24 protein-coding genes and 6 pseudogenes are annotated in these 23,957 nt (G+C 55.1%); 13 read left to right on the top strand and 17 right to left on the bottom strand.

The genetic code is table 11. The features are described from left to right. Window positions 1-59 precede the first annotated feature (59 nt). The 6 genes from F2S13_RS24425 to F2S13_RS24405 all read right to left on the bottom strand — a co-directional run bounded on the left by F2S13_RS24425 (window position 60) and on the right by F2S13_RS24405 (window position 6,053). Window positions 60-434: a DUF3616 domain-containing protein gene (locus F2S13_RS24425; protein WP_343047600.1), complete on the bottom strand. Its 375-nt coding sequence runs from the start codon at window positions 432-434 to the stop codon at window positions 60-62. Further along, complete coding sequence (locus F2S13_RS29535) at window positions 341-667, bottom strand: DUF3616 domain-containing protein (RefSeq protein WP_246237994.1); 327 nt, start codon at window positions 665-667, stop codon at window positions 341-343. Before F2S13_RS29535 ends, F2S13_RS24425 begins: the two co-directional genes overlap by 94 nt. 211 nt (window positions 668-878) lie before the next feature. Then, the gene (locus F2S13_RS24420) at window positions 879-2,627 is read right to left on the bottom strand and encodes a BCCT family transporter (protein WP_166365692.1); all 1,749 of its coding nucleotides are present in this window, start codon (window positions 2,625-2,627) and stop codon (window positions 879-881) included. Between the two features lie 303 nt (window positions 2,628-2,930). Further along, complete coding sequence (fdhA, locus tag F2S13_RS24415) at window positions 2,931-4,130, bottom strand: formaldehyde dehydrogenase, glutathione-independent (RefSeq protein ID WP_166365690.1); 1,200 nt, start codon at window positions 4,128-4,130, stop codon at window positions 2,931-2,933. A gap of 613 nt (window positions 4,131-4,743) precedes the next feature. Beyond that, the gene (locus F2S13_RS24410; RefSeq protein WP_246237993.1) at window positions 4,744-5,175 is read right to left on the bottom strand and encodes an RES family NAD+ phosphorylase; all 432 of its coding nucleotides are present in this window, start codon (window positions 5,173-5,175) and stop codon (window positions 4,744-4,746) included. Between the two features lie 203 nt (window positions 5,176-5,378). After that, the gene (locus tag F2S13_RS24405; RefSeq protein ID WP_166365688.1) at window positions 5,379-6,053 is read right to left on the bottom strand and encodes a hypothetical protein; all 675 of its coding nucleotides are present in this window, start codon (window positions 6,051-6,053) and stop codon (window positions 5,379-5,381) included. Window positions 6,054-7,623: 1,570 nt separating this feature from the next. Between F2S13_RS24405 and F2S13_RS24400 the strand changes: the two genes are divergently transcribed. From F2S13_RS24400 to F2S13_RS24390, 3 genes are all read left to right on the top strand, one after another. After that, window positions 7,624-8,916: a tyrosine-type recombinase/integrase gene (locus F2S13_RS24400; RefSeq protein WP_178119049.1), complete on the top strand. Its 1,293-nt coding sequence runs from the start codon at window positions 7,624-7,626 to the stop codon at window positions 8,914-8,916. A 159-nt stretch (window positions 8,917-9,075) separates the two neighbouring features. Beyond that, entirely contained in the window at window positions 9,076-9,282 is a 207-nt protein-coding gene (locus F2S13_RS24395) for a hypothetical protein (RefSeq protein WP_166365686.1), read from the top strand. A gap of 496 nt (window positions 9,283-9,778) precedes the next feature. Next, the gene (locus tag F2S13_RS24390; protein ID WP_166365684.1) at window positions 9,779-10,321 is read left to right on the top strand and encodes a hypothetical protein; all 543 of its coding nucleotides are present in this window, start codon (window positions 9,779-9,781) and stop codon (window positions 10,319-10,321) included. Between the two features lie 86 nt (window positions 10,322-10,407). Here F2S13_RS24390 and F2S13_RS24385 read toward each other — a convergent pair whose 3' ends face one another. Then, window positions 10,408-10,872 (bottom strand): uracil-DNA glycosylase, encoded by a 465-nt coding sequence (locus tag F2S13_RS24385; RefSeq protein WP_166365682.1) that lies wholly within the window; start codon window positions 10,870-10,872, stop codon window positions 10,408-10,410. 205 nt (window positions 10,873-11,077) lie between these two features. Between F2S13_RS24385 and F2S13_RS24380 the strand changes: the two genes are divergently transcribed. The 3 genes and pseudogenes from F2S13_RS24380 to F2S13_RS29530 all read left to right on the top strand — a co-directional run. After that, entirely contained in the window at window positions 11,078-12,178 is a 1,101-nt protein-coding gene (locus tag F2S13_RS24380; RefSeq protein ID WP_166365680.1) for an alkene reductase, read from the top strand. Window positions 12,179-12,232: 54 nt separating this feature from the next. Then, window positions 12,233-13,021 (top strand): SDR family NAD(P)-dependent oxidoreductase, encoded by a 789-nt coding sequence (locus F2S13_RS24375; protein ID WP_166365678.1) that lies wholly within the window; start codon window positions 12,233-12,235, stop codon window positions 13,019-13,021. A gap of 83 nt (window positions 13,022-13,104) precedes the next feature. After that, window positions 13,105-13,431: pseudogene (locus tag F2S13_RS29530) on the top strand (alpha/beta fold hydrolase); the annotation flags it as partial. On the opposite strand, the pseudogene F2S13_RS24365 reads toward F2S13_RS29530, so the two are convergent. Together F2S13_RS24365 and F2S13_RS24360 are read right to left on the bottom strand one after the other, a co-directional pair. Next, a pseudogene (locus F2S13_RS24365) lies at window positions 13,354-13,827 on the bottom strand (ParA family protein); the annotation flags it as partial. The pseudogenes F2S13_RS29530 and F2S13_RS24365 sit on opposite strands and share 78 nt — an antisense overlap. A 383-nt stretch (window positions 13,828-14,210) precedes the next feature. Further along, the gene (locus tag F2S13_RS24360; RefSeq protein WP_343047599.1) at window positions 14,211-14,801 is read right to left on the bottom strand and encodes a flavodoxin family protein; all 591 of its coding nucleotides are present in this window, start codon (window positions 14,799-14,801) and stop codon (window positions 14,211-14,213) included. A 243-nt stretch (window positions 14,802-15,044) separates the two neighbouring features. On the opposite strand from F2S13_RS24360, the pseudogene F2S13_RS29525 reads away from it, so the two are divergent. Continuing rightward, window positions 15,045-15,371, top strand: a pseudogene (locus F2S13_RS29525) (alpha/beta hydrolase); the annotation flags it as partial. Window positions 15,372-15,434: 63 nt separating this feature from the next. Here F2S13_RS29525 and F2S13_RS29905 read toward each other — a convergent pair. Then, window positions 15,435-15,521, bottom strand: a pseudogene (locus tag F2S13_RS29905) (hypothetical protein); the annotation flags it as partial. Window positions 15,522-15,626: 105 nt separating this feature from the next. Between F2S13_RS29905 and F2S13_RS29520 the strand changes: the two are divergent. Together F2S13_RS29520 and F2S13_RS24350 are read left to right on the top strand one after the other, a co-directional pair. Continuing rightward, window positions 15,627-15,951 (top strand): annotated as a pseudogene (locus F2S13_RS29520) (amidohydrolase); the annotation flags it as partial. Between the two features lie 297 nt (window positions 15,952-16,248). Beyond that, window positions 16,249-16,575: a putative quinol monooxygenase gene (locus F2S13_RS24350; RefSeq protein WP_166365672.1), complete on the top strand. Its 327-nt coding sequence runs from the start codon at window positions 16,249-16,251 to the stop codon at window positions 16,573-16,575. Between the two features lie 84 nt (window positions 16,576-16,659). Here the strand turns inward: F2S13_RS24350 and F2S13_RS24345 are convergent, their stop codons facing one another. The 5 genes from F2S13_RS24345 to F2S13_RS24325 form a co-directional block, all read right to left on the bottom strand. Continuing rightward, on the bottom strand, window positions 16,660-17,232 hold the full coding sequence (locus tag F2S13_RS24345; RefSeq protein ID WP_166365670.1) for a TetR/AcrR family transcriptional regulator: 573 nt from the start codon (window positions 17,230-17,232) through the stop codon (window positions 16,660-16,662). 130 nt (window positions 17,233-17,362) lie between these two features. Next, window positions 17,363-17,512 carry a DUF1427 family protein gene (locus tag F2S13_RS24340; RefSeq protein ID WP_166365668.1) on the bottom strand — a complete coding sequence of 50 codons (150 nt, stop codon included), beginning with the start codon at window positions 17,510-17,512 and terminating at the stop codon, window positions 17,363-17,365. Next, window positions 17,509-17,730 carry a DUF1427 family protein gene (locus tag F2S13_RS24335; RefSeq protein ID WP_166365666.1) on the bottom strand — a complete coding sequence of 74 codons (222 nt, stop codon included), beginning with the start codon at window positions 17,728-17,730 and terminating at the stop codon, window positions 17,509-17,511. Before F2S13_RS24335 ends, F2S13_RS24340 begins: the two co-directional genes overlap by 4 nt. A 108-nt stretch (window positions 17,731-17,838) precedes the next feature. Then, a complete protein-coding gene (locus F2S13_RS29900) occupies window positions 17,839-18,318 on the bottom strand; it encodes a VOC family protein (protein WP_166365664.1) in 480 nt (159 codons plus the stop codon). 120 nt (window positions 18,319-18,438) lie between these two features. Further along, complete coding sequence (locus F2S13_RS24325; RefSeq protein ID WP_166365662.1) at window positions 18,439-19,284, bottom strand: alpha/beta fold hydrolase; 846 nt, start codon at window positions 19,282-19,284, stop codon at window positions 18,439-18,441. Window positions 19,285-19,744: 460 nt separating this feature from the next. Here F2S13_RS24325 and F2S13_RS24320 point away from each other — a divergent pair, with 460 nt between their 5' ends. Further along, window positions 19,745-20,686 (top strand): SphA family protein, encoded by a 942-nt coding sequence (locus F2S13_RS24320; RefSeq protein ID WP_246237992.1) that lies wholly within the window; start codon window positions 19,745-19,747, stop codon window positions 20,684-20,686. 76 nt (window positions 20,687-20,762) lie between these two features. Here the strand turns inward: F2S13_RS24320 and F2S13_RS24315 are convergent, their stop codons facing one another. Both F2S13_RS24315 and F2S13_RS24310 read right to left on the bottom strand, forming a co-directional pair. Further along, complete coding sequence (locus F2S13_RS24315) at window positions 20,763-21,008, bottom strand: hypothetical protein (protein WP_166365660.1); 246 nt, start codon at window positions 21,006-21,008, stop codon at window positions 20,763-20,765. A gap of 26 nt (window positions 21,009-21,034) precedes the next feature. Beyond that, a pseudogene (locus tag F2S13_RS24310) lies at window positions 21,035-21,396 on the bottom strand (transposase); the annotation flags it as partial. A gap of 352 nt (window positions 21,397-21,748) precedes the next feature. On the opposite strand from F2S13_RS24310, the gene ligA reads away from it, so the two are divergent. The 3 genes from ligA to F2S13_RS24295 are packed head-to-tail and all read left to right on the top strand — an operon-like array spanning window position 21,749 to window position 23,956. Next, the gene (gene ligA, locus F2S13_RS24305) at window positions 21,749-22,147 is read left to right on the top strand and encodes a protocatechuate 4,5-dioxygenase subunit alpha (RefSeq protein ID WP_166365658.1); all 399 of its coding nucleotides are present in this window, start codon (window positions 21,749-21,751) and stop codon (window positions 22,145-22,147) included. Then, window positions 22,140-22,982 carry a class III extradiol dioxygenase subunit beta gene (locus F2S13_RS24300; RefSeq protein ID WP_166365656.1) on the top strand — a complete coding sequence of 281 codons (843 nt, stop codon included), beginning with the start codon at window positions 22,140-22,142 and terminating at the stop codon, window positions 22,980-22,982. The genes ligA and F2S13_RS24300 overlap by 8 nt, the downstream gene beginning before the upstream one ends. 32 nt (window positions 22,983-23,014) lie before the next feature. Further along, window positions 23,015-23,956 carry a Gfo/Idh/MocA family oxidoreductase gene (locus tag F2S13_RS24295; RefSeq protein ID WP_166365654.1) on the top strand — a complete coding sequence of 314 codons (942 nt, stop codon included), beginning with the start codon at window positions 23,015-23,017 and terminating at the stop codon, window positions 23,954-23,956. Window position 23,957: the final 1 nt, after the last annotated feature.

Genomic DNA, 23,957 nt, shown 5'->3' with positions numbered 1-23,957 from the left:
ACAACCCAGATAGAGGCTGGTATTACATCCGACCGTTGCCAGATACCGAGAGTTTCTACCTAAGACAAGTCTTCCGGGTGATCTCTGCCTTTGTCCTTACCCTGCCCATAGGGAACATCAAGTAATTTGCTCAGGTTTTCGTTAAACAGCAGGCTTTCCTTCGCCGAGTGGGCACCGTTGGGCCAGTGATAAAGGGTGAAGGGGCCATCCAGGTCCATCGTCGGGCCGGCGAGGATGAGCAGGTCCTTGCCCTGGATGCAGAGATCGCGAATCCCCAGTCCATCCAGCTGCAGAAAGTGTTTGCGATAGGGGCGCTGCTGCGGGCCGATCTTGTTCAGGATCAGTGCATGAGGATTGTCAGGGTCGACGTCGATCTCCAGTTCCAGAACGATCGCCCAGCCACGCAATACCGGCCCGCGCAGGCCGATGAAGATACGTCGGCCTGAAACGGCCAGGCCTTCGACATCGAAGCCGTTGTCCTTGCCAGGGATGATCTATGCCGGTCGAACACCAGCTTCCCGCCATCAACAGGCTTGCGCAGGGTGAGTCGCTCCAGGCTCAAGGTGTCATCGTTGACCACCCAGAGCGTATCGCCGATTTGCGCGACGGCAGACAGGCCATCACACAGGTCCTTGTGCGCTGGGTTGAAAATCAAGGACGTGGTCATTGATCGTTCCTGGATTGGGAAAACTTCGGGAAGACAGAAGTCACGTGGAGGGATTCGAGATTGATAGAAGGTCCTTTGGACCTTGGCGCAGCCTACGGCAGCGGCTACAAATGTCAGACGTGACACGGTCTGTGTAGCCGCTGCCGCCAGGCTGCGCTGAGGGCCGCAGGACCTCCTCTAACGGACTAAAAAGCCCTTGGACCGGCTGGATTCAGGACAGGGTTTCCTCCAGTTCCGGCCGAGCATGCTTGACGGAAGATTTCTTCTCTTTGACGACAATGTAGAACTCTTCGCCATGCTTGACCGCACCGTAGAGTACGGCCTTCTCGATCAGCTCGGTGCCGCGCAGATGACGCAACATCATCGGATCCTTGCGCAGGTCGCGGTACAGCGCCAGGCAGAGCAGGGCCATTACAATGACGAATGGCAGTGACACGACAATGGTCAGATTCTGCAGGCCTGTCAGGGCGGCGCCCGGGTCTCGTGGATCGCCTATCGCCAACATGATGGCTGCAACTGTTCCGGTCAGCGCGCCCCAGAAAATCACGGTGGCGCGCGAGGGTTCCGTTGTGCCGTGCTCGGAGAGCGTACCCATGACCAGGGATGCGGCATCGGCACCGGAGACGAAGAAGATGGCCACCAGAATCATCACCAGTACGGAGGTTACGGAGGCCAGTGGGTAGCTTTCCAGCAACTGGTAAAGGGCAAAGTTGCTGTTCACGGCGCCCTCGATCAGCGTGAAGGTGCCTTCACGCAGTGCGTCGATGCCCGCTCCGCCGAACACGGTGAACCAGATGAGACTCACCAGGCTCGGTACCAGCAGCACACCGGTGACGAATTGGCGAATGGTGCGCCCGCGGCTGATGCGGGCGATGAACATGCCCACGAAGGGCGTCCAGGAGATCCACCAGGCCCAGTAGAACACCGTCCAGCTAGCCAGCCAGTTTTCCATCTGGTCACCACCACTGGCACTGGTACGGGCCATCATTTCCGGCAACTTGTCGATGTAGACACCGATCGAGGTCGGTAACAGATTCAACATCAGTAGCGTCGGGCCTACCAGAAAGACGAAGATCGCCAATGTCAGCGCAAGCACCATGTTGGTGTTGGAGAGCCACTGGATACCCTTGTCGATACCGGAAACCGCCGAGGCGATGAAGGCGATGGTCAGCACGCTGATGATCGAGATGTAAAAGAATTTGCCCGGGTGTTCGACCCATCCGTTGTGTTCGAGACCGCTGGCGATCTGGAGTGCGCCGAGGCCGAGTGAGGCGGCGGAACCGAACAACGTGGCGAAGATGGCCATCATGTCGATCGCACGGCCAATGGGGCCGTTGGCATGCTTGCCGATCAACGGCCGAAACGCCGCGGAAATGAGCTGCGAACGCCCGCGCCGAAACGTACCGTAAGCGATCGCCAGCCCGACGATGGCGTACATTGCCCAGGGATGAAGCGTCCAGTGGAAGAGGGTGGTCGCCATCGCCACCTGCATGGCTTCATTAGACTGCCCTATGGCAGTGCCAGGCGGAGGGGTGACGTAATGCGACAGCGGCTCGGCAACACCGAAGAACATCAGGCCGATGCCCATGCCAGCGCTGAACATCATGGCAACCCAGGAAACCGTGCGGAACTCGGGTTCTTCTCCATCACGTCCAAGCGGGATCTTGCCGTACCTGCTCGCCGCCAGCCAGAGTACGAAAATGACGAAAAAGGTTGAGGTCAGAACGAAAAACCAGCCGAAGTGGGTGATGACCCAGGATTGCGCCGTGGAGGCACTGGCGGCGAGACTTGCCTGACTGATGAACCCCCAAATGACGAATGCGATTGCAATGACGCTGGTGACACCAAAAACGATCCAGTCAATCGTGCCCTCAAGACGCCGATCCCGCTTTGCCTCCTCAGTTTTCGATGGATCGGTCACGCCGAGTGCGAGTGTTTCAATATTGTCTTCCGTTGCCATGACTCTAAATCCCCTTTGTGGGTTTCTATACACTGGCGGCTTGTGGTTTTTTTGTGCCTTCCGTGCATATTTCACGCCTTGAAAACAGTCGCTCGGATCACAGGTCGAGGCTCAGGGCGGACGGTTTTCAGGGCGCGATTATCCTTCCCTCATGAAGCACCTTACTATCCAGCACCGACCCGACACATCCTCGGAACGACTCATCTTTGAAGACAGGGTCAAAGCTATCGATTGACCATCGCACTGGCATAAAAAAGCGCGGCAGCCCTGATCAGGACTGCCGCGCTTTTCCCTGCTGACTCCTCAGGCGGCGCTAAATAGCTTGTGCGGATCCATGACGAATTTCTTCGGCGCCCCGGCATCGAACTCGTGGTAACCGCGCGGCGCGTCGTCCAGGCTGATCACCTGCACGCCGACGACCTCGGCAATGTTGATCCGGTCCCACATGATCGCCTGCATCAGCTGACGGTTGTACTTCATCGTCGGAGTCTGGCCAGTGTGGAAGCTGTGGGACTTGGCCCAGCCGAGGCCGAAACGGATGTTAAGGCTGCCATGCTTGGCGGCCTTATTGATCGCGCCCGGGTCTTCGGTGACATACAGACCGGGAATCCCGATATTGCCGGCGACCCGCACCACGCCCATCAACGCGTTAAGCACATCGGCCGGGGCCTCGTGCTGCGCGCCGTCATGACCGTGGCCACGGGCTTCGAAGCCGACCGCATCGACCGCACAATCGACTTCCGGCTCACCGAGCAGGTCGGCGATTTGCTCGTGCAGTGGAGTGTCCTTGGTCAAGTCGGCGATCTCGAAGCCCTGGGCCTTGGCATGGGCCAGACGCAGAGGATTGACGTCGCCGACTATCACCACCGCAGCACCCAGCAGACGGGCAGAGGCGGCAGCAGCCAGTCCGACCGGACCGGCACCGGCGATATACACCGTACTGCCAGGACCGACACCGGCGGTCACCGCGCCGTGGTAGCCAGTCGGCAGGATATCGGAGAGGCAGGTCAGGTCGCGGATTTTCGCCATCGCCTTGTCGCGGTCGGGCAGCTTCAGCAGGTTGAAGTCGGCATACGGCACCAGCACGTATTCGGCCTGGCCGCCAACCCAGTCGCCCATATCCACATAGCCATAGGCACCGCCGGGGCGCGCCGGATTGACCGTCAGGCAAACGCCGGTGTGCTGTTCCTTGCAACTGCGACAACGGCCGCAGGCGACGTTGAACGGCACCGAGACCAGGTCACCGATCTGCACGTTTTCCACGTCACGGCCCCTTTCAATCACCTCACCGGTGATCTCATGACCCAGCACCAGCCCGACCTGGGCCGTGGTCCGACCACGCACCATATGCTGGTCGGAGCCGCAGATATTGGTCGAAACCACGCGCAGGATCACGCCATGGTCGATGCGCTTGCCGCGCGGGTCTTCCATTTTCGGATAGGGGATGGTCTGCACCTCGACCTTGCCTGCGCCGAGATACACGACACCACGATTACCAGACATGTTTTCACCTCGCTTTTGATGGTGTGAGAACACGGCCCCTGTGCTGCGAAGGGTCGCATGGCCTAACAGTGAAAGCGGTATATGTCTTGCGTTTGCGCGTGAATGCGGCTTGGTTGGAAGTCACGCGTCCAACGACGCGTGATGAGCAGTTATCGTATCGATGCTACGCCTGGTATCGGCACCCTGCGAGAGCATTTGGCACCCAATCACCACCTGAGAGGGCGGAGAGGGCGCGAGAGCACATTTGTACTCCTTCGGGTTCGGTTGATCATTTTTGCGCAAGCGACTGCCGCATTCCGGTAATGAGCTGAAGGCCTATGTCGAACGTCAAGTGACGACTCCACCTAGGACAGTCCCGAGGACAACTGTCTGCTCGGCAAAACGCTGCGCGAGTCTGGCGCAATCGCTTGAACAAGGGACTTCTCGTGGCCCGTTCAACGTGCCGGAAAGCAGGCCCTGATGGGAGGTGGGCGAGGGAGCCGGCTGCGAGACATTTAATTAACTCAACTAAATAGTCATTTAGTTGAGTTAATTATTTATGGCCAGCATTGACCCAGGGCGAGGGGGTCAGTAGCGCACCATCACAACACGAGGCGGATAGGAAAGTCGTCGGTTACTCGCCTGGAACTATGAGCACGCCGATTTTTTCAGCCAGGGAAATGAGGTCCGTGTAGGCTGCTTCATCATTGAGCAGGCCGCGGTCATCTCCTTGCGCAATTATTGCCCCCGCTGGAACCCTGTCGCCAAACAACACGATGGCGACCGCGGTGTCATCCTGCCGCGACACCCAATAGAGGCCATGGGCGTCCGCTCGTTGGGCGTGGATTGCCTCGGCCCATTGGCGAGTGAAGGGGTACTGATCCTTCTCTGTGTCAATCAGTTGAGCTCTGGTAACCCCGAGCAACCTGAGCGCCTTGCTCGTCAAGTCGACCAACTTGAGGTCAACCGTAATCTCGACTCTTGAGTGGCGGTGTCGACCGAGCCTGTTTTTCGGGTAAGTCTTGAAACCTGGCACGAAAGGGACGTCGTGGAAGACCGTCTCCATCGCCGTGCAATCCCGCATACAGGGTCGGTATTATGGCGCCGGCGGAGGTTTTGATGGGGCTGAACCGAGCGTTTCCCTCGGCTGTTGGATTGAACTGGGTTGCCAGGTAAGCGTTGAGATGAATGCGATGCATCACCGTACCGGCCGGTACGGTGATGTACGACACATGAAGATCGGTTGTCGGGCCTGGCGGGAGCGATCGTTCAGCCATGGGTAACGCCGGCAACCTCATCCTCAGCTGCAGCTACTACGCGTGCTGGACCGGTCTTGAGCAGGTCTTGGGGTCGTTTACCGCCAAGGTAGCTATTCACTGATGCAAACCAGAACGCCAGCCCCCAGCCGTCCTTACTCCCGCCAAACTTCTTCAGTACCTCGGCCATGGCCGGAAGCGGGCGATACCCTGTGTCCTTGTCCAGGGCATAGATCGGGAAGTAGTCGCTGCCGTTATGACGGATAGCGAAAATCCGTCCTTCACGCTTCCATTTGTTGGGTTGCGAGCTGGGATTCCTGGAGGTGAATTCGGCCAGATTTGCAATGTCTCCCGCGGACAGCCAGTCACCGCTCTCCAATACGGTCTTTTTGGCCTTGGCCAGCATCTGAGCTTCCTTGAAGACTGCCGGCCGGATAGGCGCTTTGGGCACCAGCAACGAAATGATCTGCTCAACGGTGGCTTGCTGGGTTTTAAGCATTGTGTCCGTGATGAGGCGGGCTGCTGCTCCTAGTGATTCGCCCAATGCAGCCAGCGTTTCATCGGAGGCATGGTCCACGGTTATGACGACGACTTGCTTTGCTTTTTCAGCACTCAGGCGAGCGGATACAGCTTTTATTTCGCCCGTCAGAGTGGATCGGATGTCGACATGTTCAGCGATCAGGCTCATGGTTGCCTCCCAAAACTGGCGATATTGGATATCGCCACATATTGATAATCAATCTAACCCTGGCTTCCTGAAATGGCAACCGACAAACGCCGAACGGCATGGGAGAACGAGCCGTGCTCGAATCTCGATCACTATACGAAACATGATCGACTCAGACTCACCAAGAGGAACCGCCTGCGATTATCCGAACGTGCTCAATGGCGTTCAGCTGACGCGGTCGCTGTCATGAGTTGCCGCTCAGAAGTCCCAGCGGCTAATCACAGGCATCCACAGCAGCTCAGCATGCGGATTTGGAAATGAATACATGATACCGGGCGGAGTGCATGACATCGCCGTCTGCGATCCACGCAAGATCAGTGACAACGAGAAAAGCCTGAGCGGCGGAACGTTCGATGGCAGGCAACAGTTCGGCGTCGTTTGCGGTGGCGAAGCGAATATACGATTGCATTGGGATAACGGCTTGGAGTGGATTTGGTGGGCAGTGGCTGGAGACCGTAGGATGGAGGATCTGTGGCGTTGAATCCACTGAGACTCTGGGCACAGCTACAGATACGGTACTACGCATAATGTATATTATGTTAAATGATGTATTTGGATTGCTCGCAGCCCCTTTCTCACGACTGCGGAAATTCGAGACTTTCCCCGCGAAACTCTCGGCCACCCCCATTGAATACGCGCAAATTTAGAACAGCCTCGCCCCAGGATGCTCAATTTCGAAATTCCCTCGCCTTAGGACCACATAGAACGCCGAAGTAATTTTTAGGATAAGTTCGGAAGGAAACGCTTGATAGACAGCTTCTAACCACTATCTGTTAATTACTTCCGCTTTGATCGGTGGTCGCCGCCGTGCTGCATCCGTATCAAGAGATTACTTCTCTGAATGTTAAGCCCAGCGCGCTATCTACCATTTACTTTCTGTACGTCTGTTTGCCCGAAGTCTCATCCCGCTTTGCGACGGCCAGGATCGTGGTCGACAGAGCCGCCAAATAGCAGCAACGTCGAACCCGGTATCCACCCATTGGTTCCAATTGTATCCCTCGGAACTCGCACGAGTTGTAGACGACTTAGCTGCATAAGACTTGATGAATAGCACGTCCCTACGTGAAATCTGTGGCACCACGCAGGCCTAGCCCCCAAACATTTCACGTAGGAGCACGCCCAAAACGTCAACTGTGCGGCGACTGCGCGAGCCTTCAATCCCAACAAACCCATATCCGTTCAACACATTGAGTCTATGCAGATATTTAACGCGGCGAATCTATATTGGCATTGGACTTGCGCTTGAGGATCAATCAGTGCGCTGTGATTGCCTATCAGCCACTGCCATTACCCTCGTAACGGTCCATCCGCACCGGGTATTGACGCCCATTAACTGACAGGCGCTCTGTACACACTGTGCTTCCAGTGTGACCGGTTAAGGGCTGCACTCACACCACCGGCGTCTGAAGTGGTGAGATAAGCAGGGTCTAATTTCTTTATGTAATATCCGATAACTGTCAGACCCGGATATTGCATAAAAGGCGTGGGGCACGCATGCTACGGTCATTCGAATCCCGCATTGGCCCCATTTATGTCGCGCCTACCCCAGCCGCTGTTCGACACATTTGAGTGTTTCCATGAACTCAATTTTCTCCAGCTCAATACTGAGCGTCCTGTTGTTCAGGCATATCTCAAGAGCTTTGATGACAGTTGTCGCGCCGCTGACAGCTATATGGTTGTGCGTAGTTTCCTAAAGTCATACGCAGGCAATCAGTCAACCTTCAATTCTTTCAGGACGCACGTCGAGCGCCTGTTGCTTTGGTCGCTGATTGTGGCGCGTAAACCGTTGCTGGATCTGCGCCGCTCTAATGCAGAGCAATTTATGGAGTTTTGCCTTAACCCGCCAGTGGATTGGGTTGGTCCTGTAGTCAAATCAAGGTTCAAGCGCATCGGTGGCCGGAAGCGTCTTGAGTCGGATGAGTACGTGGTTAATCCTGATTGGCGGCCGTTCAGTAGTACCGTTTCAAAACGGGAGCGCAAGCTTGCGAATGAGGCGATCAGTGATCTCTCCTCACGTACTTACCATATGGCCCAGGGCTCGGTGGCTCAGGTCTTCGCTGTCTGCGGTAGTTTCTTTCAGCACGCAATGGATGAAGGCCTTACAGAGGCTAACCCGTTCCGCGCCATCAAGCAGAAGTCAATTTATAAGCAGCGGAACATATTGGACGTCGCGTCTCGATCGCTCACTGAGGTGCAGTGGAGTTTTGTTATCGACACAGCAGAACAGATGGCTGACGAAGATGTTCGCCATGAGCGAACACTGTTTGTCGTGGCCACGCTCTTCGCGATGTACCTCCGAGTGTCTGATCTAGTCGGCCGTGACAACTGGCGCCCGACCATGGGAGATATGCGGCGAGACACGACGGGTAACTGGTGGTTTCACGTAGTCGGCAAAGGTAACAAAGCAGCCAAGATCAGTGTGCGGGACGAGTACATCCAGGAGTATCTCGTACGTTATCGCCGATCACTGGCGCTGTCTCCCCTGCCCTCACCACAAGAAAAAACGCCGTTGATTGCTACACTTAAAGGACGCGGTGGACTATCTGATCGACACGTAAGATCGCTTCTTCAAGCAGTGTTTGATCGGGCACTGCAACGTATGCAGAGTGAAGGTTGGAGTGAAGATGAAATCGACCAGCTTCGTTCAGCATCCCTACACTGGCTTCGCCATACTGCTGCCACGTTTGACGCGCCGCTTCGTGACATGAAGGACCTACAAGCGGATTTGCGCCATAACAGCCTCAGCACAACACAGAACACCTACTACAACAGTCTTGATGAGCAAAGAGCTCGCTCCGTCAAAGGACTCAAAATGCGTAGGTAGCCTATGGTTTTTTCGTTTCTCGGGCATCCCGTTCACCTGGACCTCACATCTGTGGTGCAGATTTAACCTGCTCCTTTGGTGATACCCCCATATCCCTTCACGTGCGGGCTTTTTCTTGCCTGATGCTAAGCTTTCCTCACTCAACGGAGGAGTAAGCTTATGCCAACCAACGAACTCATCCCTGCCCTGCTCTATCGGTTTAACGAGAACCAGCTGGCGATGGCCGCGGCCGTCGAAGAGATTGCTCTTTGGGGCGACGACCATGGTTCCCCCATTGTAGCCAACAATGTTCGCGGAGCCCTGGCCACCCTCGACAATAACCTGGAGCATATCACTCGCGGGATTGCGGAGCTGATGAACGACTGATAGCCCTGCGCATTACAACTTGATTTGAACAGTAAGCACGGTTCAACGCCGAGCTTTTCATATCCACCTTGCACTCTTCTCCGTCTGGCCTAAACTGCCTCCTGCCAAAGGATTTCCCCTCTCCTTCAGCACAAATAGCCCGCCCCCATGCGGGCTTTTTGTTGGCTGCTACAGCCAAGTGAGAAATCCTAATCCGAAGCTCCGCTTCGATACCCCAAATGACAGAACCCAGACAGGTATGAAAGGATCGGCTCATGCGCGTTTAGCGCCCTACCGGGTACCTCGCGGGCAACGGTTTGAAGCTCAACAAGCTGTTCCCGGGGGCACGATTCTAGCTACTAGTTTGGCCATTCGGATTGGCAACCTCCTCGATGCGGCTTTTCATGCGCGCAAGATAGCCTCCAACCGCCGACGGCTAAGGTGCGCAAAGAGAGATACATCAGCTTCCACCCCCCAGCTTTTTGATTCTGTCGCGGAGTAGATTGCGGAAAACCGCTTGAAGCTGGCTCTGCAACAGGTGGACCTACGTCACATCAAGTCCCCTCACGGTGGGAGTAGCGGTCACTTCACCTATTCGAACTTCTTTGGCTGGTCCTTATGCAACATTGGCTACAAGCCCAGCGATGCCCGCCTTGTGCTCTGGAGTGGGGTCGTCGCCGGGGAAATTTTTGAGTACATCAGGCCCGTGACCGCCGGCATCCCTAAGATCATCGTCGGTATCGGCCTATGGAGCGACCCGATCACGGATGAGGATCAGCACTACCTGGAAAAAATGGTCCGCCAGTTGAATCGACAGCCAGGTGTACAGTGGACACTGAGCGTCAATCATCGGGATATAGATGGCCCTGCCTTCCTGATATCCATCCGGCAATCGCTGATCGATGTGCATGTTCGATCTGCAGGTGGCGACCTGGATGGCGTTGCAGGGGAATTTTTCCAGACTCACTGCGCTGAGTTAGTCCGCATTCTGGCCCTACAGTTGCCCGGCAGCGATAAGCCCCTTGAGCAGTACCTGTTCGCGCTGGCAGGGGCGGAATGAACATCGGCGGTTAGGCAGCTGAGTCACGGAAGCTAGTGCATGTCCTTGCCAGCCGGTTCGGGATATCCGGCCCGGCCCACAACATATCAATGCCGACCAGTGTCAGGGGGAATGGGACCAGGCCGATACGTTTGCTGGGCAATCAACAGCCTGTTTGACGCCGCCGGCCTCTGCCCGCTGCAAGGTATCCGGTCCCACATCGGCCGGTACCGGTTCCTGACTCTCGCGGATGGATGCGCAAAGGTGAACACCCTAAGGTTCATAGCCCGCATTTGCTTTGCAGCCCTGCCCGCCTGGCCGCCTACCAGCACCACAGCTTTCAAATTCGGCAATAACTTGAGCAACTCAGCTAAGTTCTCGAACCCAGCGCGCCGCTCGGCGGCACTGATCTTGAGCGTGCCGTTCCATCCTGGGATGACATTCCACAACACCACTCTCCTACACGCGATCCCGGCCAGCACCATGAAGGTAAAGATGGCCTTCGCAGTTGGGTCATCATTGTTGCGGGAGATGATGCCCGAGCCGACTACCTTCGATGTCGGGGAAGTCATAGGGCCTGGCTTCTCAAGCAGGAACAACAGGTCCGCATCGACCCCGCCACTCTCACGTGCAATACCTCATGTCCACTGGGAAATCATGCGCCCAATGATACATAGATGTTGATCATAATCAAAACCGTTGACAGTTTAGATTTCGATCATCATCCTAATTGCACGCACAACCGACCTCCATCAACAGGCACGGAAGACATACCAGATGACCGACCAGAATCTGTTCACCCCTTACGCGCTTGGTACCCTCACGCTGTCGAACCGTGTCGTCCTCGCGCCGCTGACGCGCAACCGCGCAGGCGAAGGCTTTGTACCCAGCGAGTTCGCGGCCACCCATTACAGCCAACGCGCTAGCGCAGGCTTGCTAATCAGTGAAGCCACGCAGATTTCCCAACAGGGCCAGGGCTATCAGGACACCCCCGGGATCTACACGCAGGCGCAGATAGACGGCTGGCGCACAGTGACCGATGCCGTCCATTCCAAGGGCGGAAAAATCTTTCTGCAACTGTGGCATGTCGGCCGCGTGTCGCACGTTGATCTGCAAGAAAACGGCGCCGCCCCTGTGGCCCCTTCTGCACTGCGAGCCGCCACAAAAGTATTCGTCAACAACCGCTTTGAAGACGTCTCCGAGCCGCGCGCACTGGACATCAGCGAATTACCGGGGATCGTCGCCGATTTCCGCCAGGCCGCGGCAAATGCTGTCGCCGCCGGGTTCGATGGCGTGGAGATTCACGGCGCAAACGGCTATTTGTTGGATCAATTCCTCAAGGACAGCGCCAACTTGCGCACCGATGCTTATGGCGGTTCGATTAAAAATCGTGCGCGTCTGTTGCTCGAGGTGACGGCGGCCGTCGTCAAGGAAATCGGTGCGGATCGCACCGGTGTGCGCTTGTCGCCCGTCTCGCCAGCCAATGGTGTTTCCAGCAGCGATCCGCAGGCGCAATTCGATTACGTGGTCGATCAACTCGACGCCCTCGGCGTCGTTTATCTGCACGTCGTCGAAGGCGCGACGGGTGGCCCGCGTGACGTGGCGCAATTCGATTTCGGCGCCCTGCGCCACCGCTTCAAAAACACCTACATCGCCAACAACGGCTATGACCTGGACCTGGCGACATCGCGGCTCGCCGAAGACCAGGCTGATCTGATCGCATTCGGTCGCCCGTTCATTGGCAACCCGGATCTGGTGGAGCGCCTCAAGAGCGGCGCGCCATTGTCCGCCTTCAATCCCGCCACCCTCTATGGCGGGGGCTCGGCAGGCTACATCGACTACCCGACGCTGGCTGAATCGAGCGCCACTGCAAGCTGAGCAATCAGTGACCGCGCTTTCTGTTTTCACATATTTTGAAAGAGAGATGACCCCATGAGCACTCACCCTACTGTTCTCATCACTGGCGCTTCCACCGGCATCGGCGCCGCCTACGCAGAGCGCTTCGCGCAACGCGGCCACGATCTGGTTCTGGTCGCCCGAGACCAGACACGCCTGGACGCACTTGCAGCCCGGTTGCGCAGCGAACACGACGTCGCCATTGATGTCATTCCGGCGGACCTGACCCAACTCGGCGATCTGACAACCGTTGAAACCCGCCTGCGCGACGACGCCCGTATCGGCATCCTCGTCAATAACGCCGGCACCGCCCTGTCCGGCAACTTCATCGATCAAAGCACCGACAGCGTTGCGCAACTGGTCGCCCTCAACACCACAGCGCTGGTGCGGCTCGCCAGCGCCATCGCCCCACGCCTGACCAAAGCAGGCGACGGTTCGATCATCAACATCGGTTCGGTGGTGGGTCTGGCACCGGAGTTCGGCATGTCGGTCTATGGTGCAACCAAGGCGTTTGTGCTGTTCCTTTCCCAAGGCCTAAGCCTGGAACTTTCGCCTCAGGGCGTGTATGTGCAGGCCGTGCTGCCGGCCGCCACCCGCACGGAGATCTGGGATCGCTCCGGCGTCGACATCAACACCTTGAATGAAATCATGGAAGTGGACGATCTGGTGGATGCCGCACTGGTTGGTTTTGATCGCCGCGAACCGGTGACGATCCCGCCGCTGCAAGAAGCTGAACGCTGGGATGACCTGCAGATTGCACGCCAGGGCCTGCTGGGGCAAATCCGCCAGTCTGTGGTTGCCCAGCGCTACCAGACCCAACGGTGATCTTTTTGTAGCGAACACCCGTGCAGATTCGATGCAGGCGCCCGTGGCACTGCATCGAATGCAGCCCTCTGTTCGGAGTAGACATGACTCCCACGAAAACAAATGACCCCGCTGGCTCGCAAACGACGTTCGTCAACGCGGCAAACCATTCGATCACAGACAATGGCATTCCCTTCGCCTATAGCGAAATCGGCCCCAAGACCGAGGTGCCGCTCGTACTGTTCAACCATTGGGGCGCGGTACTGAACAACTTCGACCCCACGATCATCGATGGGCTGGCACAAACAAGGCGCATCATTGCCACCGACTATCGCGGAATCGACGGCTCAGGTGACCACCACCCCTTCCACGATCAACGACTCATTATGGTCAGCTTGCAACTCGGCCACTTGTGCGATGACGTTGTAGAGCGCCTGACGAGAAAAGCTGTCGCAATCGAAAGGAATCAACACGCGGTCGGCGGCGATCAGCGCGCTGAGCGTATAGAAATTCAAGGACGGCGGCGTATCGATATAAATGCGCTCGTAATCTTCGGAAAGCTCCACCAACAAGCGGCGCAGCTTATTGATCTTGAATTTGGACTCGAGCTTTGACTGCAGGTCGGCAAGCTTGTGGCTAGCCGTGACCAGATGCAGATTGGCATAGCGGGTATCAGTGACGGCCACGCGATTCTTTTTGCTGGCCGGGCCGCTGGATAAGGTTTGCTTGAAGAAATCGGCTATCCCCATGGGGATAGCATCACCTGTCTGCCCTGTCAGGTATTGAGTGGAGCTAGCCTGAGGATCGAGATTCACCAGCAGCGTCCTGCCCCGCGAACATTACGCGATTCTGTACGTACAACCGGGTGCGACTCACGCGACATTCAACCAATTTGCGGCGTTCTCCCAGAATCCGAAAGACAACCAGGCGCTCTTGGCGAAAAACGGGAAACTGGACATTCCCGTGCTTGCCGTAGAAGGTAAAAGATCCTTCGGTAGGGGCTGAAAACTTCCGCCGAAGCTGTCTTTACACACGTGAATGGACTAGTGGTGCCACAAGCAGGGCATTGGATTATGGAAGAACAACCGGACTTTATCGTACCGAAATTCCAGGCATTTCTGGCCGAGAAAAACTAATAAAAAACCGATGTACGATCGCACTCACTGGGTGATGTGCCATCGTACATCGGCGATTAAACACTCGTCGGGGATCATTCCACAGCGTGACGACCCGCAGCCATCTGACGGGCTACCTTTGCCACACGGGCACCGAGGTGTTCGGCCGTCAGCAGGTCAGCTTTCGGTGGACCGAATTCAGCACTGACATCTGCATCAGACTGGGCTGCTGCACCGAGCCAGAAGCTGTGGCGGTTCAGCATGTCTTCTGTGGTTTTGGTGCTGTTGTGACCCGGTGGAAGACCCAAGTTGATCCAGTGCATGCCGTGCTGCGCGGCGAAGATAGACAGTTGCTGCAAGGTTGCCAGTTTGTCACCGGAACGGGATGCGGCATTGGTAAAACCTGCCGCAATCTTGTTGCCCCAGACACCACCCTTTGCGAAGACAGTCCGCGAGGTCGCGTCCATGAAGCCTTTGAACTGGGCGGAAGCACTACCCATGTAGGTTGGAGAGCCGAAGATGATTGCGTCAACACCTTCCAAGGTTTCCCAGTATTGGTCGATATCGTCAACACTGATCAGCACGGCTTCGGTCCCGACAACACTGCCTGCCCCTTTAGCAACGGCCTCAGCCTGTTTGGCGGTGTGACCATAGCCACTGTGGTAAACGACGGCAACGCGGGTAATGTTAGTCATCGTGCAATCCTCGGTAGTGATCAGTAGGTCCGCCCATGATTGGTTGCGGATTGAGAGTAATCGTCTGCCGATATCATTCGAATGACGCACCAGGTTTCGGGCCTACTCGTTCGATGATTTAGAACATGTTGAAGCTAAGCGATTTTGAACTGCTTATGAGAAGCACCTACTGCCGCTAAACAAGACCGAAACTCAGTTTGTAGCTGTCCATAGAACAGTTGCGGACGGAGGTAGGATGCCAGGGCCGTGCTGGCGGGCGCTCAGGTTAGCGACAAGCTGGATTTGTCGAAAGCTGATGTCAACCAGAAGACCATAACTGCCGACGGCCAGAAAATTGAGCTTACGATCGTTCGTCCGGCCGGAGCCAAGGGTATCCTGCCTGTCTTCATATTCCACGGTGGAGGCTGGGTGCTGGGCGATTACCCGCCCCATGAACGCCTTATCCGTAATCGGTTGGTTGGCTCCGGTGCGGCAGCAGTCTTCGTAAACTCCACGCCCTCACCAGAGGCCCACTATCCCACGGCTATCAAAAAAGCCTACGCAGCGACCAAGTGGGTGGCTCACGACGTTGAGCAGACCGTAGTCATGGATCATCCCGTTCTAGCGAACCATCCTCATCGCCTAAAAATCTACCGACAGCGCAGCCAGGTCGGCCAACTGGCCCACTTTGATCTGCCCCTTCTTGCCCAGATCGCTGGAGAACCAGGCACTGGTTTCATTTGGTATCTACCATCAGGGTTGGCTTAGCCAGTCCGCAAACAACGCGGTCACTCGCGGCATGAAGAAGTGAACCACCAGCAGAACGATGTTCGGGGTGATCAACAAGCCATCAAGTGGATTGAATCGGTGCTGACTGGAGTGAACGGCAAAGTAGGCTATGCCAGTGCTGAATTCGACAAGCTTGGGCCACCCAGTCTGCCGGTATTGCTTAACTGGTCACCGATGGCCAAGGTGCCTGGTTATTTTAAGCCCGCCTCACCGCTGAAGACTCAGTTGCACCAATGTGTGGGCGGCTGCTCGGTATTGGTCATAGGCACGATTGGGCGCGTCAGTCGAATGCGTCTTTCAGTGATTTCTGGACTTCTGGGGTGCCTTCAGTTGCTCCTGCTTCGCCTTCTGCCCCCCCTCCGGTTGGATATGAGGCTCCAACCAGGGAATTAGACGAGGCCAGGCAGCCTCCTGGCTTCTGCTTTTTTACGGGTATTGCCCGTGATGAGACTGGCGGTAATTCCCCCATATGCCCTACCACATAAACAAGTATTTCGAATGTTTAGTACAAATTACCCGTGCGTCTTTCGAACATAATCAGCGCATTGTTGCTCTCACGACGAAACGCACTGCCATTCAGGCCGTAGACGAACGCTTCGTTACCCGCAAACCCTGGAGCACATCGTGAATTTTCAGGATTGCGTCCAACAACTGAAAGGAAGGTAATGCAATGAGTGATCAAGTCGCGTTTATCGTTCATCTGACAGCCAAAGAAGGTCGGCTCGAAGAAATGAAGGAACACCTGTTCAAGGTGGTTCATGAAATGTCCGCTGAGCCGGATTTCATCAATACCTGGATTCACGACTCGCAAAGCGAACCAAACACCGTTGTGCTCTATGAAACCTGGGGCTGCAGCAGCGAGTACTTCATCAGCCATCACCTCAGCAAAGCTTATCGTCAGGCTTATGAGAAACTGCTGCCGGACTTGCTGGCCAAGGCGCGTCGTATCGAATTCCTCGACATCATTAAAAGCTACCCGCAACGCCGCGCTGCTTGAAATCCTGACGCCGATACGATTGATTGCGGGGCGGGCTCAGCGGAGCAACGCCCCTATCTCTGCACTGTTACCAGCATCTCAGCCCTAGGGCCATGCCAACAACACCGAGTTAACCAAATCCAGCAAATCCTGCCTGCAAGCTCCGCTTTTTGCCTGAATCGCCATGCCCTGGATAAGCGTGGCGATAAAGAATGCCGCCTGATCCGACGTCATACCTTTGGGTAGCTTACCGGCGACTTCTTCGAAACGATCTCGTAGAGCCTCACGCGTAATCGCTCGGTTGGCAACAAGCAGTTCGCGTATTGCCTCGCCTTCCGCCGAGCAAGCTATTGCGCTATTTACCTCAAGACACCCAAGAGGGGTGTTCTCGTTTATGTGGAGGTCCACCATACCGAGCAGAAGCCGCTCAACAATTCGACGTGGCGTCGGCTCGGCAAAAGCCTCGATGCGAAAACTCAGGTATTTTTGTTGATAGCGTTCGACAACCCGGCAGAAGAGGGATTCTTTATTGCCGAAGGCGGCATACAAGCTGGATTTCGTAAGCCCCGTGGCCTCCAGCAAGTTCATAAGGCTTGTCCCTTCGTAGCCTTTTTGCCAGAAAACAATCAGCGCCTGCTCCAACACCTCTTCTTCGTCAAACTCACGTGGACGTGCCATAACTCTCTTAGGGATAGTCAGAAAAAAACAATTTTAGACCAGCCGGTCCCTAAAGTGTTCGAGCCTTTTTTTTACCAACTCTGCTCACTGGTAAGTTGCCATTTCTATTGCCCGGGTAAACGACAGGGTTTTATCCCCCTGCCACCACGTATCCAATGGTCATAGCCACTACCAAGAGTGCACCAAAAGGTGTCGGGGGGGCCGGGGACGGAATGTCGAACCACCGACAGCCCGCACCAATCAACCCCCCTATCGCGCATCCAAACCCTAGGGCAATCATGACTTTTCCCTCAGGATAGGGCCGCCGCATAGTCGTTTATGTTCCGCCTCTCGATTGCAGAGGTAGCGATCAACGAGCCAATACCCCAAGCTCATCATGAACACCAACAGTGCTCCGGTCAGAACGGGAGGAGAAGGCACAGGGATCAGCAGTAACCGGCATCCGGCACCTACGGCAAATGACAGAATCAATCCAATGAATACCTTTACGTAGCTCATGGGAGTTTTCCTCCAAGAATTGCGAGGATCGACCGCTGACTGGAGCGATACCGGACATGCGGATCGTCAGTTTTGTTTTGCGCCAGCAGCTGTGTCGTCCAGCAGCGATTACTGCAACGGGGTCGGCCATTGGAGAGACTCCAGGGTTACCCCATCGGGTCCACGGGCATAGGCCAGTTTCAAACCTGCCCTCTCGCCACTCTCCACCGTTTGTGGGGCTCCCAGCCGATGCCACCCGGCTGCTTCAACCCTATTCAATAATCCGTCCAAATCAGAAACGGTAAAAGCCAGGTGCACCGAGCCGACATCACAAGATCGAGGTTGCATCCATTCGCGGTCATCTGGGTTGTGATATTCGAGCAATTCAACCAAGTGCCCGCCTGGTGCCTCTACCATCGCCAATGTCAGCGATGCACCCTTGACCCCTACTAGGTTGTCAAGGAATTCACCGGATCCGTACTCGCTTGTATATAGATGCTTGAAGCCGAGTACCTCTGTCCAAAAGTGGAGAGAGTCCGCTAGAGACGCTACCGTGAAACCAGTGTGATCGGCTCGAAAAATGCCGGATGATCTAAGGGTATTAGACATGTCACACCTCGAAAGAGAATGACGCAGGGGTTATGAGCCAGATTCCCCTGCAAGGTATGCGGGTACGTCTAGCTAGAGCAAGTGGCGAGCTGGAAGCACCCGAACGCATGCATCAGCCAGTTAGCTGACGCTTCCCCAAAACGCACCAAGCTCCTCTCGGATAAAGTCCGTTTTCTCTTCGAATACCCAATGTCCGCACTCTTCGATGACACCGCCCTTTGCAGAGGTGGCGATGGCCTTCGCACAAGCGAAACAATGGTTCCCAAAAGACACCCGACCTGCCCAGGCCAGCATAGGAACTGACAACTTTATTTTCGCGAGCTCAGCCGTTTGTTCTGCCATTTGTGGGATGTAACCGTAGTGATTGAGACTTGCCCGCAGATTGCCAGGCTGGCGCATCTGCATCACATACTGCTGTACTTCCTCTTCTGAGAACGCTGACGGGTTATAAGCAAAATCGCGGAAAAAATGGCGAAGATATTGCTCCTCACGACCTTCGATCAACATCCGGGTAATGTCCATATTCATGTGCATACTAAGATGCCAGTACGCAACTCGCGGATCGACGTACCCTGGGAAGTCGAGCCCAAAGAAAGGTGTCTCGATGGTTGATAACGACAGAGCCCGGTTGGATGCCATATAGGCCAGGGCAACTGACGGAGGTCCGCCAAGGTCATGGCTGAGAATATGAAATTTATCGACCTTCTCGACGTCGAGCAGATCGAGCATGTCCTGAGCGATCGTTTTAGGTTCATAGCCAACGAACGGTTTGTCACTGTCGGCATAACCGCGCAGGTCGGGAGCAATGAACGTGTACTTGTCAGTGAAGCCCTCGATGACCGGCAGGAATTCCCGATGGTTTTGTGGCCATCCATGCATGCACAGGACTACTGGCCCTTGACCTACCGTCACGTAATGAAGAACGACACCGTTGACGGCAGCTCGTTTGTGATTGAGCGTGTTCATACCTTTCTCCTTCAATTATTGAGGAGGCGCCAAGGACTCGCGCGGTGACACGATGAAATGAACCGAAGGACGGCGGGTGATTCAGCCAGGGCAAGGGAGCGGGCATTTGCAAGAGTAGGGACAAGCTCCTTCCCGTGCTCAAATCCTACTGCCTATCTCTGGGGAAAAGACTCGTTATGTACCTTTCGGTACATAACGCTAGCCCACATGAGCATACTGTGCAAATCCGAGCGTCAGATTTTTGCTGATGAGCTCAAGACAAAGGGAGCCTGCAGAGCTAAACCTTCGGAGTTCGTCATAATCAATCCAGAGAGCAACCGGAATTCATTGCGCCGTATATTCCAGCTTTCGTAGCCGGTAAATTGAGTGATCAGTGCACATACAACGAACGCGATCAAAGGAGCAATCGTATGGGCCACAATTGCTACAAAATGAACCTGTCACTCAAAGCAATCTCGACATGAAATCCGTCACGGGTACGCGCCAGGTTGACCTGAACATTTCAACGTTTGTTTTCGTGATGCTTATGCAGGAAACCGTCCGGGCCGACGAGGTTAGTCTTCCGCCCCTCGCCCTCGGCAATACCAGCTTCGAAGACGGCATTGCCGGCCCCGGAATCCTGCTCGAGGCGCCATTCGAGTTTTTCTGGTCGGACAACAATAAAGATTCTATGGGGCATTCTCTCCCAGGCGAACAGAGGATCAGGACAGAAACGTTCCTTCCCCATTTCGCCTACATTAGTGACTTCAAGCTGTTCGGAGCCAATTACGGCGTTGAGATTCTGCAGCCAATCGTCAACGTCGATCTCAACATCGACAATGGGCCGAAGGGCAGCCGAACAATGTTCGGCGACACAATCATTTCACCCATGATCTTGCAATGGGCGCCCGTCTCTTTGTTTGGACGGCCTTTCTGGCAGAGATTCAACCTGTCGCTCATTGCGCCTACCGGGGCGTACGATCCCGATAAAAGTATCAATGCGGGCAGCAACGTGTGGATTGTAGATCCGCACTACGCCTTCACCTACCAAGCCACAGACAAGGTCGAGTTCAGCGGGCGCTTTCAGTACGCGTGGTCGGGAAAAAATCACGATCCCGCTTCGTTCCTGAACGCCGATAGCATCCAGCCGGGACAGGCGTTCCATATGAACATGTCTGTCTCCTTTGCTGTTACGGAGAGCATTCGTGTAGGTGTTGCGGGCTACGCGTTGAAACAGATCACTGACGATAAAATCGACGGCGTCTCCCAGGAGGACTCTCGCGAGCAGGTCTATGGCTTCGGACCGGGCATCATGTTCAAGCATGCAAAGACCTCGATCCTCGTCAACTATTATGTCGAGAGCGAAGCGGAGAATCGCGCTGAAGGAGACAAGTTGAGTATTCGTATCATGACTGTTTTTTAAATTGCTGACCTGACGTCAAAACTCGACGCCCTGCGGCGATCTGCCACGCCACCGTCGCTACTCGGGTACCGAGGTGTTACGCGGTCAACGGATCGGCACTGGGCGGTGCGACTTCAGCGCTAACATCGGCATCCGATTGCTCAGCCGCATCAAGCCAGAAGCCATGACGGTTCAGTACATCCTCGGTCGACTTGGAGATGTTGTGACCGGATGGCAGACCCAGACACACCCAGTGCATGCGATGCTGTGCGGCAAAGATCGAGAGTTGCTGCAAGGTCGCCAACTTATCGCCCGGGACGCTGCATTGGTAAACCAGCGACAATCTTGTTAGCCCAGACGCCCCCCCTCCAGGATGCTCGCCTCCAGACCGTACTGCTCCAGCAGGTGGCGGAAGTTCATGATCGTCGTGTCTTCCGGGATGCTGCCCTGGGTCAGCGATGGCGAACTGACGCAACGAGGATATTTCGTACAGCGCTTCCTTCATCACCGGATCGCTGAGGGCGGACCAGTTTGCAGCAGGTGGATGCGCAGCATGGTTTCCAGCGGATACGGCGGACGGCCATTGCCCGTCTTGAGGTAGAACGACTCAATCAGTGCCAAAACAGCCCGGCCCATGGCACCACTTGCTCCATCTCCGCCAGAAAGCACTTGCGCCTGGCCTGTTTGCGTTTACCGGCGTACACGGCATCGGAAAAGCTCATATGGGTCATGCGGCAGGACTCAGGGTCAGCCGGGCGCCATTTCAGCAGATCGGTCGGGACTTTCCCGGAGTTTCCCTAGACGGAAAATCATCCCATTTCTGGAACGCACGGTTCCACTTCGCCGGATTGTTCCGTGTGAAACCCATAGATACTATTTACATAACCAATGGCACCGTAATTCCTGTTATTTCACAAAGCAATTAGAAACCACCTACATCTAATTCCGATTGGGCTTCGCGGCCCTAACGCCAAAGAAACATGGCACGAATCAATATATCCAAAAATTGAATACTCGAAATCTTAAGAAGTAAGCAACAAGCACTGAGCATTAGTTACTCGACCAATATTATAGGACTGCAGAATGAAAAATGAAGATCACCATGACATTCCCGGCACCTATGTGCTCGATGGTGAACATTCGCGAAAGGGGTATCACCTCAATATGTTTTGCATGTCACTGAACAACGCTGAGAACCGGGAAGACTTACGTGCTGGCGAAGTTACTTATCTGAGTAAATTCCCAATGACCGACGAGCAGCGTCAAGCAGTGTTGAGCCGGGACTGGCTGGGTATGCTGCGCCTCGGAGGGAATATTTACTACATCTTCAAATTGGCCATTTTTGACGGCCTAAACATGCAGCAGTTAGGTGCATTGATGTCAGGCACTGACATGACAGAGGAAGAATTCAAAAAAATGATGATGAATGGCGGCAGGCGAATCGACGGAAACCGCAGTAAATCGGAGTCGCACAATGGCTAAAATTATTGCCGGACTTGGCACCTCGCACATACCAGCAATTGGTGCCGCTATCGACCATGAAAAAACCCAGGAAGCGTACTGGAAACCAGTGTTTGAAGGAATTCAACCAGTCCGCCAATGGATCGAAGAGCTAAAACCGGATGTGTGCATTATTGTTTATAACGACCACGCATCAGCTTTTTCTCTCGAAGCCATTTCTACATTCGTAATCGGTGTGGCGCCCGAATTCTTACCTGCTGACGAAGGCTACGGCCCGCGTAAAGTGCCGGCGATCAAGGGTAACTCCAAAATGGCTTGGCATATTGCAGAATCGCTGATCAAAGACGAGTTTGATATGACCATCGTCAATGAAATGCCGGTCGACCATGGCCTGACAGTTCCCCTATCGCTGATGTATGACAAACCCGGAGCCTGGCCCTGCGAAGTGATTCCACTCTGCGTTAATGTCATTCAATACCCGCAACCGACCGCCAATCGCTGCTACAACCTCGGTAAATCCATCCGTAGAGCTGTCGAGTCCTATCCAGAGCCAATCAGGGTTGCAATCGTCGGTACCGGCGGCCTGTCGCATCAACTGCAAGGCGAGCGAGCTGGGCTGATAAACAGCGAGTTCGATGAAAACTGGCTCGACCATCTCGTTACCAAACCGGAAGAACTGAAGAACGTCTCCCATATCGAGTATCTGCGCGAGGCAGGTTCGGAAGGCATCGAGATGATCATGTGGTTTGTCATGCGGGGGGCTTTGGATGACCGGGTTAAGCAGGTGTATCGCTTCACTCACTGCCCAGTATCGAATACCAACTACGGATTGCTGGCTCTCGAAAACGGAAGCTGATTGACCCAGACCTGGACAAGACGAAGGTGAGTATGAAAGTTGGACTGATCGGGCAAGGCGCTTTTGCTAAAAAGCACCTGGAAGCTGTCGGCAATATTGACGGCGTCGAAGTATGTGCAGTACTCGGACGCCACAACGACTCGGTGGTCGCGTTCGCAGAAGAGTGGGAAATTCCTTACGCAACTGCCGATCTAGGAGACTTCCTGGCTCAGAAGGAAATCGAAGCGGTGCTGATCACTTCACCTACTCAAGTGCATGCCGAGCAGGCCATCGCCGCATTGCGGGCAGGCAAACATGTGATGATCGAAATCCCGATGGCAGACTCACTGGAAGATGCCAGAGCCATTGTCGAGGTACAGAAAGAAACCGGGTTGGTGGCTATGGCGGGACATACCCGTCGCTTCAATCCGAGTCATCAGTGGCTGCATCGGCGCTTTGCTTCCGGCGAGCTGAAGCTGCAGCAGCTTGATGTGCAGACCTACTTCTTCCGCCGTACCAACACCAACGCCCTGGGTGAGCCTCGCAGTTGGACCGACCATCTGCTCTGGCATCATGCCTGTCACACTGTCGATCTATTCCAATACCAGACCTCTCAATTGGTCAGCCACAGTTTTGCGCTTCAAGGGCCGATCCATCCAACACTTGGAATTGCAATGGATATGAGCATCGGCATGAAAACCCCCGATGGCTCACTTTGTACCTTGTCATTGTCATTCAATAATGAAGGTCCGCTGGGCACATTTTTCCGCTACATCTGCGATAACGGCACCTATATTGCCCGTTATGACGAGTTGATTGATGGTCATGGACAACCTATCGATTTGAGCGGAGTCGCAACTTCCGACAATGGAATCGAATTGCAGGACCTCGAGTTCTTCTCCGCAATACGCCAAGGCCGCGAACCCAACTCCAGCGTCGCTCAATGTTTATCTGCGATGAAAGTTCTGGATCAACTCGAACAACAACTGGTGTAAA

It is taken from the genome of Pseudomonas akapageensis (assembly GCF_011355085.1).
GTDB lineage: Bacteria > Pseudomonadota > Gammaproteobacteria > Pseudomonadales > Pseudomonadaceae > Aquipseudomonas > Aquipseudomonas akapageensis.
The sequence above is the reverse complement of the archived record's forward strand: the minus strand, read 5'-3'. Positions and strand labels throughout refer to the sequence as shown.

What these genes read in the sequence shown, in the direction of transcription:
- F2S13_RS24300 (WP_166365656.1), top strand. Translation starts at nt 22,140, where the DNA reads ATGGCTAAAATTATTGCCGGACTTGGCACCTCGCACATACCAGCAATT.
- F2S13_RS24385 (WP_166365682.1), bottom strand. Translation starts at nt 10,872, where the DNA reads ATGACTTCCCCGACATCGAAGGTAGTCGGCTCGGGCATCATCTCCCGC.
- F2S13_RS29900 (WP_166365664.1), bottom strand. Translation starts at nt 18,318, where the DNA reads ATGTCTAATACCCTTAGATCATCCGGCATTTTTCGAGCCGATCACACT.
- fdhA (WP_166365690.1), bottom strand. Translation starts at nt 4,130, where the DNA reads ATGTCTGGTAATCGTGGTGTCGTGTATCTCGGCGCAGGCAAGGTCGAG.
- F2S13_RS24350 (WP_166365672.1), top strand. Translation starts at nt 16,249, where the DNA reads ATGAGTGATCAAGTCGCGTTTATCGTTCATCTGACAGCCAAAGAAGGT.
- F2S13_RS24375 (WP_166365678.1), top strand. Translation starts at nt 12,233, where the DNA reads ATGAGCACTCACCCTACTGTTCTCATCACTGGCGCTTCCACCGGCATC.
- F2S13_RS24325 (WP_166365662.1), bottom strand. Translation starts at nt 19,284, where the DNA reads ATGAACACGCTCAATCACAAACGAGCTGCCGTCAACGGTGTCGTTCTT.
- F2S13_RS24335 (WP_166365666.1), bottom strand. Translation starts at nt 17,730, where the DNA reads ATGAGCTACGTAAAGGTATTCATTGGATTGATTCTGTCATTTGCCGTA.
- F2S13_RS24395 (WP_166365686.1), top strand. Translation starts at nt 9,076, where the DNA reads ATGCCAACCAACGAACTCATCCCTGCCCTGCTCTATCGGTTTAACGAG.
- F2S13_RS24405 (WP_166365688.1), bottom strand. Translation starts at nt 6,053, where the DNA reads ATGAGCCTGATCGCTGAACATGTCGACATCCGATCCACTCTGACGGGC.
- F2S13_RS24320 (WP_246237992.1), top strand. Translation starts at nt 19,745, where the DNA reads ATGAAATCCGTCACGGGTACGCGCCAGGTTGACCTGAACATTTCAACG.
- F2S13_RS24295 (WP_166365654.1), top strand. Translation starts at nt 23,015, where the DNA reads ATGAAAGTTGGACTGATCGGGCAAGGCGCTTTTGCTAAAAAGCACCTG.
- F2S13_RS29535 (WP_246237994.1), bottom strand. Translation starts at nt 667, where the DNA reads ATGACCACGTCCTTGATTTTCAACCCAGCGCACAAGGACCTGTGTGAT.
- F2S13_RS24420 (WP_166365692.1), bottom strand. Translation starts at nt 2,627, where the DNA reads ATGGCAACGGAAGACAATATTGAAACACTCGCACTCGGCGTGACCGAT.
- F2S13_RS24345 (WP_166365670.1), bottom strand. Translation starts at nt 17,232, where the DNA reads ATGGCACGTCCACGTGAGTTTGACGAAGAAGAGGTGTTGGAGCAGGCG.
- F2S13_RS24340 (WP_166365668.1), bottom strand. Translation starts at nt 17,512, where the DNA reads ATGATTGCCCTAGGGTTTGGATGCGCGATAGGGGGGTTGATTGGTGCG.
- F2S13_RS24380 (WP_166365680.1), top strand. Translation starts at nt 11,078, where the DNA reads ATGACCGACCAGAATCTGTTCACCCCTTACGCGCTTGGTACCCTCACG.
- F2S13_RS24400 (WP_178119049.1), top strand. Translation starts at nt 7,624, where the DNA reads ATGTCGCGCCTACCCCAGCCGCTGTTCGACACATTTGAGTGTTTCCAT.
- F2S13_RS24410 (WP_246237993.1), bottom strand. Translation starts at nt 5,175, where the DNA reads ATGGAGACGGTCTTCCACGACGTCCCTTTCGTGCCAGGTTTCAAGACT.
- ligA (WP_166365658.1), top strand. Translation starts at nt 21,749, where the DNA reads ATGAAAAATGAAGATCACCATGACATTCCCGGCACCTATGTGCTCGAT.